Here is a 12,507-nt window from a genome sequence, read left to right as displayed (position 1 = left end):
GGCGCGAACCCGGGGTTCGGCGCCCAGCCGGTCGTCGCGCCGCTGTCCGCGGCCCGGTTCACATGACGCTCAGCAGGCGTTGAGCATCGAGGTCAGTGCCGACTTCTCCGCGCTGGTGATGGTCAGCGCCCAGACGTACTTGACCTTGACCCAGGCCCGGGCGTAGGTGCAGTAGTAGCTGGTCAGCGGCGGCTTCCAGGCGTCCGGCGACTTGTCGCTCTTGGACTGGTTGACGTTGTCGGTGACCGCGAACAGCTGCGGGTCGCTCAGGTCGTTGGCGAACGACTCGCGCTTGCTGGTCGTCCAGGCCCAGGCGCCGGAGATCCACGCGTTCTTCAGTGGCACCATGTGGTCGATGTCGACGTCCGACCCCGCGGTCCAGGTGGCGCCGTCGTAGGGGCTGTACCACCGGCCGGAGGTGGCCGCGCACGCGGAGTCGACGACCACGCCGGTGCCGTCGCGCTTGAGCACCGTCTCCCGGGTGTTGCAGGTGCCGGAGATGGTGGACCAGGTCGGGAAGAGGTCCCGGTTGTAGGTGGTGGTGTGCGTCGAGGCCGCGACCGTGAGCGCGGCGAGGTAGGTGCGCGCGGTGGCGGCGGCGGGGATGCCGGGCGGCGTCGCGCCGGCCGGTGCGGCGAAGCCGAGTTGCAGCAGCACGGCCGCGAGCACGGCGGCGAGCACTGCGGGGGTCAGACGGCGTCTGGTCAAGAGAGCCTCCGGGGGGTGACCGAGGTGATGGGAGTGATTCTCGGCGCGGCCCGGGTGTCCGCCCAGATGTCAAGTTTGGTATACCGCCGCCTATATAGCGGTCGAGCCGCCCGGCTGGTCAGCCGGGCGGCTCGTGGGGTGGTGCTGTCGGGGGTCAGCCGATTGTGACGTTGAACAGGTTGTTGGCGGCGAGGGTGCGGAAGGCGGTGAGGCTGGTCTTCTTGCTGTCGATGCTGATGTCGCGGTCGCCCTGGTCGTCGTGCTTGGTGTCGAAGTACACGATCGCCTTGATCGCCGGCCGCTTGGCCAGCTCCGGCAGCACACTGTTGAACCCGGCCGACTTGTCGACAGGCTTGCCGACGCGGTGGTACACACCCCACTCGGCGATCATCAGCGGCTTGGCCGCGTGCTTCTTTGTCGCCCAGTCGTAGAACGTCGGACCGTTCTTGGCCTTGCGGTCGAGCAGGTCGGCGAACTGGCCGTAGTGGTACGCGCCCTTCTCGGCCGACACGTAGGAGTCCAGGCCCATCCAGTCGACGACGTCATCACCGGGGTACAGATCGGCCCACCACTTCTGGGCCATCCACTTCTCGTTGCCCATGTACGCCATCACGTTGATCGCATTGGTGACGCCCTTGGCTTCGAGGCGCTTGATGGTGTGGCGGTACATGGCGGCGAAGTCCTTGGCCTCCCAGCCGGAACCGCGCCGGGCGATGACGTCGTTCTCCGGCTCGTGATTCAAGACGAGGAAGAACTTTTCCGGGAAGTCCTTCTTGATCCGGGCGGCGAACGCGTCGATCCGCTTGTCCTGCTCACCCTTGGCGACCTTCGCCCACGACGACTTGTAGGCGATCTTCCAGTTCAGCAGCAGCACCCGCGGCTGGTTCGTGTCGCGGGCCATGGCCTTCTCCGCCGCGGTCGGGAACACCTCGTCACCCTTGTGATAGGTGTGATAGATGCTCGCGGTGCGCCCGGACAGCTTCTCGAAGTCCTTCAGCGCCTTGTCCCGCGGGGCGTCGGTGAACCCACCGGCGGCGGCACCCCAGAGCACGCCACACGAGGGCACCAGCAGGTCGTTGGTCTTACAACCGGCAGCGGGAGCGGCAGTGGCGGCGGTGGTGCCGGCCAGCGCGGTCGTGGCACCCATGGCCATCGCGGCCAGCACGGTCATCGACTTCTTGAGACGCATTTGGTTTTTCCCCCCGCTTGTCCAGCCGTTGTCGGCCGGGCATGCAGAGAAGATTCCGGTCTGCGCGGTGCACCCCCTGGTCCCGAACAGGTGCCACCCGGTTGCGGACGGCCCGAACGGCGCGACTTGAGGATTTCCGCGCTCGAAAACCCCTGCCGACCAGGCCTTTTCGGCCATAGGCTCCGCGAGCGATGATCAAATCGTCCGAACCGTCAGAGGAGCAGCACCAGTGACCGTGGTAGACCTCGCCCTGCAAGCCATGCCGGTGATCGACGGGCACAACGACCTGCCGATGGCCCTGAGGGCCCGGGCCGGGTACCGGGTGTCCGGGCTGGCGGCGGACCGCCCGGAATTCCACACGGACATCGCCCGGCTGCGCGCCGGCGGCGTCGGCGGCCAGTTCTGGTCGGTCTACGTGCCCTCCGACCTGAGCGAGCCCGAGGCCGCGGTGGCGACGATGGAGCAGATCGACGCCGTCTACCGGCTCGCCGCCGCGTACCCGCGGGACCTGGCGATCGCCTACTCGGCGGACGACGTCGAGGCCGCGATCGCGGGCGGCCGGATCGCCTCCCTGATCGGCATCGAGGGCGGGCACAGCCTGGCCACGTCGCTGGGGGTGCTGCGCGCCTTCGCCCGCCTCGGCGTGCGGTACGTGACGCTGACCCACAACCACAACACCTCCTGGGCCGACTCGGCGACGGACCAGCCCGGGGTCGGCGGCCTCGACGACGAGGGCCGGGCGATCGTCGCGGAGATGCAGCGCATCGGCGTACTCGTCGACCTGTCGCACGTGGCCGCCACGACCATGCACGCCGCGCTGGACGTGGCCACCGCCCCGGTGATCTTCAGCCACTCGTCGGCGCACGCGGTCACCGGGCACCGCCGCAACGCCGCCGACGACGTGCTCGTCAAGCTGCGCGACAACGGCGGCGTCTGCATGGTCACGTTCGTGCCGCCGTTCGTCTCGGCACAGGTGGCGGCCTGGGCGACCGCGGCCGACGCGGAGTGGGCGCGGCTCGGGCTGCCCCCGGCGCCGGCCTCCTGGCCCAGCGCGCCCCGGCCCGGCCGGGACGCACCGGAGCCGGCGCCCCTCACGTCCGGCTCGTTCCTGTCGGCGCTGCCCGGCAGCGACGTGTCACCGCCCGAGCCGTTCCGGCCGTGGCTGGCAGCCAACCCCCGGCCCGAGGCGACGATCGGCCAGGTCGCCGACCACGTCGAGCACGTCCGGGATGTCGCCGGCGTCGACCACGTCGGCATCGGCGGCGACTACGACGGCTGCGACCGGCTGCCGGCCGGCCTCGAGGACGTCTCCGGCTATCCGCGGCTGCTCGCCGAGCTCGCCTCCCGCGGCTGGAGCCAGGACGACCTGGAGCGGCTCACCGGCCGCAACATCCTGCGGGTGCTGCGCGCGGCGGAGCGGGCCGCGGCGGAACCGCTCTGGCCGGGATCGCCGGCGCGGTAGCCGGGGCTCACCCGCGCCCCTGCCAGGTGGTGACGCTCACCTCGTTGCCCTCGGCGTCGGCGAGCACCCAGCAGGCCGGGGCGCGGGAGTCCGAGAGCAGCGTGCCGCCGGCATCGAGCGCCGCCCGGATCCGGACCGGCGCCTCGTCGTGCGGCACGCAGACGTCGAGGTGGATCCGGTGCGGCTGCGGCCGGGGGCCTGACACCTGCCGGAACGAGACGGCCGGGGCCTGCGCGAGCGGGTCGGCGATCGGGTCCCGCGGCCCCTCGGCGCCGCCCTCGCCGGCGTAGCCCAGCACCGCCTTCCAGAACGGCCGGATCCGGGCGGTGTCCCGCGCGTCGATCGCGAGGTCCAGGACCTGGACCGAGCGGCCGCCGCCGGCGCTGGGCTCGAGCCGCAGGCCCATCTCCGCCGCGGTGGTGGCGATCTGGCGGGCCAGGTCAAGGTCGGCCGCCGTCACGGCGCCTGCGCGCGCCGACTGCAGCACCAGCTCGAGCCGGCCGGAGCGCAGGTCGATCCGCAGGCTCTCGTCGGCGCCCACGCCGCAGGCGCGGACGAGTTCGGTGGCCACCTCGGCGACCTGCCACATCGGGCCGAGCCGCAGCGACGCGCGCAGCGTGCCGAGCACGTAGCGCCAGCCCAGCTCGTCGACGGCCTCGGACGCCTGTGGCGCGGTCACGACAGACATTCGTGAATGGTCGCATCCGCGCGGGCCGCAGGCGAGTGACGTGGCCGCTACCGGGCGGCGCCTCAGGCGCGGCCGGCGTCGTGCACCAGCAGCGCGACCTGGACGCGGTTGTTCAGGCCGAGCTTCACCAGCAGGCGCGACACGTGCGCCTTCACCGTCGCGACGCTCATGAACAGCTCCGCCGAGATCTCCGCGTTGGACCGGCCCTTGCCGAGCAGCAGGGCGACGTCGCGCTCGCGCTCGCTGAGCCGGTCCAGGGCCGCCCCGGCCCGGCGGCGGCTCCCGCCCGGGTCGGGGGCCGCCACGTGCGCGATCAGCTGCCGGGTCACGGTCGGCGACAGCATCGCCTCACCGCCGGCCACCCGGCGGACGGCGTGCAGGATCTCCACCGGCGGGGTGTCCTTGAGCAGGAAGCCGCTCGCGCCCGCCCGCAGCGCCCGCAGCACGAACTCGTCGGCGTCGAAGGTGGTCAGCACGATCACCTCAGGGGCGCCGGCGCGCCCGCGCAGCGACTCGGTCGCCGCGAGGCCGTCGACCCGCGGCATCCGGATGTCCATCAGCACCACGTCCGGGCGGTGCGCGGCCACCGCGGCCGGCACCTCGCTGCCGTCGGCGGCCTCGCCGACCACCGCGATGTCGCCGGCGGCGGACAGGATCATCGTGAGGCCCGCGCGGACCAGGGCGTCGTCGTCGACGATCAGCACCCGTACCGGATCGGTCATGTGGTGCCGCCCGCGGCGGGCCAGGGCAGCCAGGCGCTGAGCGCGAAATCCCCGTCGGCGGTTCGCCCGTGCACCAGGCGGCCGCCGGCCAGCGTGGCCCGCTCGCCGAGCCCGACCAGGCCGGTCCCGGTGCCGGGGATCGCCAGGGAGGGCCGCCCGACCGGGGCCGGGTTGCGGACGTCGATGGTCAGCCCCGCGCCGGCCGCGCCCTCGACGGTGACCCGCACCGCCGTGCCCGGCGCGTGCTTGCGGGCGTTGGTCAGACCCTCCTGCACGATCCGGTACGCCGTGCGCCCGGCGCCGGCCGGCAGCGGGGCCGAGTCGTCGATCCGCACGTCGAGGCGCACCTTGGCGCCCGCCGCCCGGGACTCGTCGGCCAGCGCGGGCAGCTCGCCGAGGGTCGGCTGCGGGCGTTCCGGGGAATCGTCGCCGGCCGGCTCGCGCAGCACGCCGATCACCTCGCGGAGGTCCTGCAGGGCCTGGTGCGCGCTGGCCCGGATCACCCCGGCCGCGCCGGCCACCTCGGCCGGCGCCGCGTCCGGCCGGATCTCCAGCGCGCCGGCGTGCAGGCTCAGCAGCGAGATCCGGTGCGCGAGCACGTCGTGCATCTCGCGGGCGATGCGGGTGCGTTCCAGGGCGCGGGCCTGCACGATCCGCAGCTGCTGCTCGGACTCGGCGCGCTCGGCGCGGTCCCGCAGCGACACCACGAGCTGCCGCCGCGACCGCACCACCATGCCCCAGAGCACCACGATCACCATGAACACCGCGCTCCAGGCCATCGACTCCCAGTAGCTGCTGCCCGTCTCGGGCCGCAGCGCGGAGAACGCGGCGCTGGAGACGGTGGCGCCGGCGGCGACCGCCGCCACCACCGCGAACCGGCGATGCACCGCGACGGTGAAGAGCAGGATCAGGATGGTGATCGAACCGGTCAGGGTGAAGACCCCGGCCACCATGCCCAGCACCGCGAGGTGCACCGGCCAGCGCCGCCGCCACCAGAGCGCGACCGAGAGCAGGACCCCGACGACCAGGTCCAGCCAGATCAGCCAGGACGGGGTGTAGCCGAACTGCGACACGATCTCCGGGTTCGGGCTCAGCAGCTCGGCGGTGCACAGCAGCGCCCAGCCGAGGCCGAGCGCGAAGCAGAGGGCGTCGATCACCCAGTCCCGCGTCGAGCGCGGCGCCGGCGGCCGGTCCGGCTCGTCCAGCAGCGACGCCGGGAGCAGCCACTGGTAATCCGACGGCTTCCCCACGCCGGCAATGCTACGGGCGGTGTTCCGGCGCCCGATACCGACCAAAGTCGTAACCGTCGCTAGACCAAGGTTCGCGAGCACCGACCGGCGGCCGACGCGGGCGGTCACCCGCGGACCGCAGGCTGAGAGGCATGATCACGGTCGAACACCTGAGCAAACGGTACGGGAGCCACCCGGCCGTAGACGACGTGTCCTTCACCTGCGAACCCGGCACGGTGACCGGCTTCCTCGGCCCGAACGGCGCCGGCAAGTCCACCACCATGCGGATGATCTGCGGGCTCACCCCGCCCACCTCCGGCACCGCCACCGTCGACGGGCGGCCGTACCGGCGGATGGGCAACCCCGGCCGGCGCATCGGCGTGCTGCTGGACGCCTCCGCGCAGCACTCCGGGCGTACCGGGCGTGAGGTGCTGACGCTGGCCGCCCTGACCATGGGCATCGACCGGCGCCGGGTCGACGAGAGCCTGGACCGGGTGGGCCTCAACAGCACGGCCGCCAAGCGGCGGGTCAGGGCGTACTCGCTGGGCATGCGGCAGCGGCTCGGGCTCGCGTACGCGATGCTGGGCGACCCCGGAATCCTGATCCTGGACGAGCCGGCCAACGGCCTCGACCCGGAGGGGATCTTCTGGATGCGCGGGCTGCTCCGCGACTTCGCGGACCGCGGCGGCACCGTGCTGCTCTCGTCGCACCTGCTGCGCGAGGTGGAGGCGGTCGCGGACCGCCTGGTCGTCATCGGCGGCGGCCGGATCGTGGCGCAGGGCGACAAGTTCGAGCTGCTCGCCGCGAGCGGCACCATGGTGCGCGCGCTGGACCCGGCCGCCCTGGACGCGGCGCTCGCCCGGGCCGGGCTGACCGGCACCGCGACGACCGACGGGGGCGTCGTGGTGCAGGCCGACGCGGAGGCGATCGGCCGGGCGGCGGCCGGCGCGGGGCTGGTGCTGCTCGAACTGCGCCCGGCCGGCAGCGGCGGGCTCGAACAGATGTTCCTCGCCCTGACCGCCGGCGACTCGGTGCGGGAGGCGGTCCGATGACCGCCGTACGGCAGGCACCGGCCGCGACCGCGAGCGAGGCCCGGCCGCGCGACGGCGGCGACACGCGGATCCCGCTGTGGCGGCTCACCCAGGTGGAGCTGCGCAAGCTGTCCGACACCCGCTCCGGGTTGTGGCTGCTGATCGTCATCGGGCTGGCCGCGGCCGGCACGGCGGCGATCATGCTGTTCGCGGCGCCGGACGCCGAGCAGACCTTCGCGGGGTTCTTCGCCTTCGGCCTGGTGCCGGCGAGCGTGCTGCTTCCGGTGCTCGGCATCCTGTCGATGACCAGCGAATGGTCGCAGCGCACCGCGCTGACCACGTTCACCCTGATGCCGCGGCGCGGGCGGGTCATCGCGGCGAAGCTGATCGCGGCCGTGCTGATCGCGATCGCGACCACGGCCGCGGCGGCCGCGCTGTCCGCGGCCGGAAACCTGATCGCCATCGGTACGGGCGGCGCCGGCGACTGGCACATCGAGGCCGCGCTGGTGGGCCAGCTGCTCGTCAACCAGATGGTGTTCGTGCTGATGGGCTCGGCGTTCGGCGCCCTGCTGCTGAACTCGCCGCTGGCGATCGTGCTGTACTTCGCCATCCCGACCGTCTGGTCGGTGCTCGGCGAGATGGTCAGGTGGCTGCACACGGCGGCGGGCTGGGTCGACATCAACGTGACGTCGGTGCCGCTGAGCGAGCCGGGCATGACCGGCGGGCAGTGGGCCCGCTTCGGCGTCGCCGCCCTGGTCTGGGTGGCCCTGCCGCTGACCCTGGGCACCGTGCGGGTGCTGCGGCGCGAGGTGTCCTGACTTCCACTGCCCCGGCCGGGCGGCTAGGGTCGATCCATGCCGATCGGTCCGCAGCCGCCCGGCCGCCGGGGCACCGCCGACCGGCCCTACAGCGCGCTGAATCTGCGGCTGGTGCTGGCCGTGTTCGGCTTCGTCGTGTGCTCGGTCCTGGCCGTCCTGCTCTGGCGCGCGGGCCTGACCCTGCCCGGCTGGCTGCTTGCCGGGTGGGCGCTGGTGGCGGCGGCCGACGCGGTCGTGGTGCAGCTTCGCCGGCGGGCCCGGCGGCGGGCCGGAGACGGCGATCATTCCCTCTTCGAGTAGGACGCGTCTTACCCCTTTTGTGCGCTTGGTCCGGGTAGCGTCCCCTTCTGTACGCGCCCCACCGGCGCGGCGCCGAAGGGAGTCCCCCATGACCCGCCTCCGTTTCGCCGCGGTCGCCCTGCTGATCGTGCCGCTGCTGCCGTTCGCCGCCCCGGCGCACGCGGCACCGGCCGCACCCGCCGCACCCGCGGACGACACCCGGGAGCCGGCACCCAAGCGTTTCGACGTGTCACACCTGGGCCTCGGCCGGGAGGGCACCCGGCACACCGCTGCCGCGCCGACCCCCGCCGTCGGCACGGTCCGGGAGTGGCTCGGGCTCAACGAGGTCGACGGCGGCGTCTACCGCAAGGACTACACGCTGCGCGGCGTCGGCAAGCACATCGAGGTCTGGGTCGCGTCCGACGTCGCCTTCCCGGCCGGCGACTGCCGCCCGGCCTCCTCGACCCAGGTGACGGACGCCCAGATCGGCGGGCTGATCAGCCAGTTCGACGACAACATCTGGCCCCGCGAGACGGCCGCGTTCAGCACGCCGCGGGAGCGCGACGGCACCAAGCCGCAGCTGACCGGCGGCGACTACACCGGCGACGGCGACAAGACCGTCACCCTGCTGGACAACGTCCGCGACGACAACTACTTCGACTTCCCGAAGTCGCAGACCTACGTCGCGGGCTTCTTCTCCTCGCAGATCGACGAGCTCGTCGACCGCAACGTCATGACGATCGACGTGTACGACTGGAAGCACCGCTCCGGGGCCAACCCGCCCGACGAGCCGACCGGCGACCTGTGCACCAGCCGCCCCGCCCGGCCCCGCATGTACGAGGGCACGTTCGCGCACGAGTGGCAGCACCTGCTGCAGTCCTACACCGATCCGGACGAGGAGCTCTGGGTCAACGAGGGCCTCTCCGACTACGCGCAGACCCTGGTCGGCTACGTCGACGGCACCGCGACCGTCTACCAGCGGGGCACGGACAGCCATCTGCACTGCTTCCAGGGCTTCGGCACGGTGCGTACCCCGTACAACACCAACCCGCGGCCGTGCGGCGGCGCACAGAACTCGCTGAACCTGTGGGACGAGGGCAATCCCGTCGAGGTGCTCGCCGACTACGGCAACGCGTACCAGTTCATGCTCTACCTGCGGGACCGCTTCGGCGCCGCGATGCTGTCGCGGCTGCACCGCGACGGCGCGCACCACGGCCTGGCCGGGGTGTCCGCCGCGCTCGGCGACGGCGTGCAGTTGTACCGGGTCCTGCACGACTTCCAGACCATGACCCTGGTCGACAAGATCGTCGGCGACACGCCGGACGGGGCCATGGTCGGCGTGCCGCGCAGGCTGGTGACCGCGCCGAGCCTGCGCTCGACCGTGAACCTGGACAACCCCTCCTCCTACGACGACCCGGGCGCGGCGCCGAACGGCGCCGACTACGTGCGGCTGCGCGACGCCGACGGCACGCCGCTGCGCGGATCGCAGCTCAGGTCGGTGCGGTTCGACGGCGCGCGCCTGCTGCCGGCCCAGGCCCTGCAGTGGACGGTGAAGGACGGCGCGCTCTTCTCCGGCAACGACGACGATCTCGACGCCGCGGCGGTGGTCGCGGTGACCGTGCCGGCCGCGGATCCGGTCCTGCGGGTACGGCAGAAGTACTCCACCGAGGCCGGCTACGACTACGGCTACGTGACCGTGTCGACGGACGGCGGGCACACGTACACGGCCGTCGCCGGGGACAGGACGGTCAAGGGGCCGCTCGGGCCCGCGATCAACGGCGAGAGCAACGGATTCGGCGCGCACACCTACGACCTGTCCGCGTACGCGGGCAAGCGGATCCTGCTCGGTTTCCGCTACGTCAGCGACCAGTCGGTCAACGACGGCGGCTGGACGATCGACGACGTGAGCCTCGGCGGCGCCTCCGTCACCGACGGCTCGTCGCTGGCCGGGTTCCGCTCGCCGACCCAGATCGTGCCGCAGCGGGTGCACGCGTGGAGCGTGCGGCTGGTCGGCATCGACGAGAAACGCCACCGGGCGCGGCAGGTGCCACCCGCCCAGTTCGCGGCGCTGAAGGCGTACCCGAGGGTGGTCGCGATCGTCGCCTACGACGAGCCGACCGGGATGGTCAAGCAGTACGCGCCGTACGCGCTGACCGTCAACGGCGTCGTCCAGCCGGGCGGCGGCAGGCCGTAGCTCGGCCGCTCAGTCGGCGAGCGCCAGGGCCAGGCGGCCGGTGCGGGCGTGCTTGGCCTCGTACATGGCGGTGTCGGCGCGGGCGATCAGGGCGCTCGGGGAGATGGTGTCCGGATCGCCCCAGGCCACGCCGATGCTGGCCTGCGGCAGCAGCCGCTCCCCCGCGACGTCCAGGTGGCTCTCGTGCAGGGCGGTGACCAGCGACTCGCCGATCCGCCGGGCCCGGCCGGGGCCGGGCACGTCGCCGCAGATGACCACGAACTCGTCGCCGCCGAACCGGCCGACGACATCGCCGTCGCGCACCGAGGCGCGCAGCCGTCCGGCCACGTAGATCAGCAGTTCGTCGCCGGCCGCGTGCCCGTGCCGGTCGTTGACCTGCTTGAACTCGTTGAGATCGATGAAGATCACCGCCGTGCCGCGGGTGCGTCCCGGCCCGGCGAGCGCCTCCTGCAGGGCGGTCAGCGTCGAGGCCCGGTTGTAGCAGCCGGTCAGCGCGTCATAGGTGGCGCGCTCCTTGAGCTCGTCACGCATCCGCACGTCGGCGGTGATGTCGGTCAGGCAGATGATCGCCCCGGTCACCAGGCCGGACTCGCCGGTCAGGCTCCGCAGGTTGGCCCGGGCCCGGCGCGGGCCGCGCCCGGCGCGGTGGCCGAACTCGATGTCGATGTCGCGCCCGGCGCCCAGCACCTCGGCGATCGCCGCGTCGAGGGCCGGCCGGTCGTCGGGCGCGACCAGGCCCAGGCACTCCTCGCCCAGGAGCTCGCCGGACTCGACGGGCATCGCGGCCCGCTCGTTCTGGTAGACGATCCGGCGGTCGGCGTCGATCTGCACGATGCCGATCGGGATGGTCTCGGTCAGCCGGCGCATGAGCTGCTCGCCGACCCGCAGCGCCTCCTGCGCGGCCATCTCGTCGGAGATGTCCAGCATCTCGGCGACCACCCGCGGATCGTCGGGGTCGGCGAGCAGGTTGTGGTTGGTGACCTCGAACCAGACCGGATGCCCGTCGCGGTGCAGGTGGCGCAGCCGGACCCGGCGGGAGCCGCCCGGCGGGGTGGCCAGCAGGTCCACCCAGCTGGCGATCGCACGCCCGTGGTCGTCGGGGTGCACGAGGTCGAGCGCGCGGGTGCCGATCAGCTCGTCCGCGCTCCAGCCGAGGATCAGGTGGACTTCCGGGTCGACGTCCCTGATCACGGCGACCTGGTCCTTGCGCAGCGAGATCAGGCGCGGGCGGATCGGCGCGTGTTCGAGCGAGATGCCGCCGGGCCGCTCGCGCAGGCCGGTGAGGAAGGTGGCGTAGACGCCGTACCGGTGCGTCATGTCGATCAGGTGCATCCGGACCAGCTCGGTGGGCGCGACCACCGGGTGGATGAGGCAGCTGGTCATGCCCTCGGCGAGCGCGACGTGCCAGGCGTCGACGGCGATCCTGGTGTCCTCGGCGACCATCAGGGCGAGCGCCGAATGCACCCCGACGATCTGGCGCATGCTCTCCGGCGCGAAACCGTCAGGCAGCGTCACGAACTGGCCGGCCGGCGAGATCGCGCCGAGGAAGGCGTCCGGGTGCTGCTCGATCATGGCGGCGAACGCCGCGTCGCGGGCGGCGGGGTCGATCATCTTCGCGTCTACTGCCACAACCTCAGGTTCGGCCACCGTCGCCCGGAGCAAAGCTAAACCGCCGGAAAGACATTGACAGTGTCAATGAAACAGTGTCAGTATCGTCTGCATGTGGACGCTGGACGAGCTGGTGGAGCGGGTGGGCCGGGCCCTGGCCGCCGAATACCCCGGCGCGCCCAACGGCCGGATCCGCGACGTGCCCGACCGCCGCGCCATCCGGTGGTATACGACGACCGGCCTGGTCGACCGCCCCGTCGGCATGCGCGGCCGGACGGCGCTCTACGGGCCCCGGCACCTGCTGCAGCTCGTGGCGCTCAAGCGTCGCCAGGCCGAGGGGCACTCGCTCGCCGCGATCCAGGCCGAGCTCGCCGGCGCCGCCGACGCCGACCTTCGGCTCGCCGCCCGCGTACCGGACGAGCTGTTGACCGTGGACGACGCGCCCGGACCGGCCGACGGCCCGGCACGACCGCGTTTCTGGGCCGCGCCCACCGCGGACGCCGCGCCCAGCGTGTCCGCCGCAGTCGCGGCAGGGGCCGCGGCCGGGCGGCCGGCCACTGCCGCAGTCGCGGCAGTGGC

Annotated in this window: 12 protein-coding genes; 6 read left to right on the top strand and 6 right to left on the bottom strand. The window is 72.8% G+C overall.

Annotated elements, in window-relative coordinates; translation table 11 throughout:
- Nucleotides 1-69: 69 nt before the first annotated feature.
- Entirely contained in the window at nucleotides 70-681 is a 612-nt protein-coding gene (locus tag AB0F10_RS39925) for an HNH endonuclease family protein (RefSeq protein WP_360637984.1), read from the bottom strand.
- A gap of 181 nt (nucleotides 682-862) precedes the next feature.
- Nucleotides 863-1,897 carry a glycosyl hydrolase gene (locus tag AB0F10_RS39920; protein WP_360637982.1) on the bottom strand — a complete coding sequence of 345 codons (1,035 nt, stop codon included), beginning with the start codon at nucleotides 1,895-1,897 and terminating at the stop codon, nucleotides 863-865.
- Nucleotides 1,898-2,126: 229 nt separating this feature from the next.
- On the opposite strand from AB0F10_RS39920, the gene AB0F10_RS39915 reads away from it, so the two are divergent.
- Nucleotides 2,127-3,359: a dipeptidase gene (locus AB0F10_RS39915; protein ID WP_360637979.1), complete on the top strand. Its 1,233-nt coding sequence runs from the start codon at nucleotides 2,127-2,129 to the stop codon at nucleotides 3,357-3,359.
- Nucleotides 3,360-3,366: 7 nt separating this feature from the next.
- On the opposite strand, the gene AB0F10_RS39910 is transcribed toward AB0F10_RS39915, so the two are convergent.
- From AB0F10_RS39910 to AB0F10_RS39900, 3 genes are all read right to left on the bottom strand, one after another.
- A complete protein-coding gene (locus AB0F10_RS39910; protein WP_360637976.1) occupies nucleotides 3,367-4,047 on the bottom strand; it encodes a VOC family protein in 681 nt (226 codons plus the stop codon).
- Between the two features lie 62 nt (nucleotides 4,048-4,109).
- Nucleotides 4,110-4,769: a response regulator transcription factor gene (locus AB0F10_RS39905; protein WP_360637973.1), complete on the bottom strand. Its 660-nt coding sequence runs from the start codon at nucleotides 4,767-4,769 to the stop codon at nucleotides 4,110-4,112.
- Nucleotides 4,766-6,019 (bottom strand): histidine kinase, encoded by a 1,254-nt coding sequence (locus AB0F10_RS39900; protein ID WP_360637970.1) that lies wholly within the window; start codon nucleotides 6,017-6,019, stop codon nucleotides 4,766-4,768. The genes AB0F10_RS39905 and AB0F10_RS39900 overlap by 4 nt, the downstream gene beginning before the upstream one ends.
- Before the next feature lie 131 nt (nucleotides 6,020-6,150).
- On the opposite strand from AB0F10_RS39900, the gene AB0F10_RS39895 reads away from it, so the two are divergent.
- The 4 genes from AB0F10_RS39895 (at nucleotide 6,151) to AB0F10_RS39880 (ending at nucleotide 10,320) form a co-directional block, all read left to right on the top strand.
- Nucleotides 6,151-7,050 (top strand): ABC transporter ATP-binding protein, encoded by a 900-nt coding sequence (locus AB0F10_RS39895; RefSeq protein WP_360637967.1) that lies wholly within the window; start codon nucleotides 6,151-6,153, stop codon nucleotides 7,048-7,050.
- Nucleotides 7,047-7,847: an ABC transporter permease gene (locus AB0F10_RS39890; RefSeq protein ID WP_360637964.1), complete on the top strand. Its 801-nt coding sequence runs from the start codon at nucleotides 7,047-7,049 to the stop codon at nucleotides 7,845-7,847. Before AB0F10_RS39895 ends, AB0F10_RS39890 begins: the two co-directional genes overlap by 4 nt.
- Nucleotides 7,848-7,883: 36 nt before the next feature.
- Complete coding sequence (locus AB0F10_RS39885) at nucleotides 7,884-8,147, top strand: hypothetical protein (RefSeq protein WP_360637961.1); 264 nt, start codon at nucleotides 7,884-7,886, stop codon at nucleotides 8,145-8,147.
- A gap of 88 nt (nucleotides 8,148-8,235) precedes the next feature.
- Complete coding sequence (locus AB0F10_RS39880; protein WP_360637958.1) at nucleotides 8,236-10,320, top strand: peptidase M6 immune inhibitor A; 2,085 nt, start codon at nucleotides 8,236-8,238, stop codon at nucleotides 10,318-10,320.
- Between the two features lie 9 nt (nucleotides 10,321-10,329).
- On the opposite strand, the gene AB0F10_RS39875 is transcribed toward AB0F10_RS39880, so the two are convergent.
- Complete coding sequence (locus AB0F10_RS39875; RefSeq protein WP_360637954.1) at nucleotides 10,330-11,949, bottom strand: sensor domain-containing diguanylate cyclase; 1,620 nt, start codon at nucleotides 11,947-11,949, stop codon at nucleotides 10,330-10,332.
- Between the two features lie 91 nt (nucleotides 11,950-12,040).
- Here AB0F10_RS39875 and AB0F10_RS39870 point away from each other — a divergent pair.
- Nucleotides 12,041-12,507 (top strand): MerR family transcriptional regulator (locus AB0F10_RS39870; protein ID WP_360637951.1); only part of this gene is annotated, 467 nt, incomplete at its 3' end.

The organism is Actinoplanes sp. NPDC026623 (assembly GCF_040638275.1).
Taxonomy (GTDB): domain Bacteria; phylum Actinomycetota; class Actinomycetes; order Mycobacteriales; family Micromonosporaceae; genus Actinoplanes.
Note: the sequence above shows the minus strand (reverse complement) of the source record. Positions and strands in the feature narration are given on the sequence as shown.

Bases quoted from the DNA above. Each gene is read 5' to 3' on its own strand.
- AB0F10_RS39895 (WP_360637967.1), top strand. From the start codon at position 6,151: ATGATCACGGTCGAACACCTGAGCAAACGGTACGGGAGCCACCCGGCC.
- AB0F10_RS39910 (WP_360637976.1), bottom strand. From the start codon at position 4,047: ATGTCTGTCGTGACCGCGCCACAGGCGTCCGAGGCCGTCGACGAGCTG.
- AB0F10_RS39905 (WP_360637973.1), bottom strand. From the start codon at position 4,769: ATGACCGATCCGGTACGGGTGCTGATCGTCGACGACGACGCCCTGGTC.
- AB0F10_RS39890 (WP_360637964.1), top strand. From the start codon at position 7,047: ATGACCGCCGTACGGCAGGCACCGGCCGCGACCGCGAGCGAGGCCCGG.
- AB0F10_RS39880 (WP_360637958.1), top strand. From the start codon at position 8,236: ATGACCCGCCTCCGTTTCGCCGCGGTCGCCCTGCTGATCGTGCCGCTG.
- AB0F10_RS39885 (WP_360637961.1), top strand. From the start codon at position 7,884: ATGCCGATCGGTCCGCAGCCGCCCGGCCGCCGGGGCACCGCCGACCGG.
- AB0F10_RS39920 (WP_360637982.1), bottom strand. From the start codon at position 1,897: ATGCGTCTCAAGAAGTCGATGACCGTGCTGGCCGCGATGGCCATGGGT.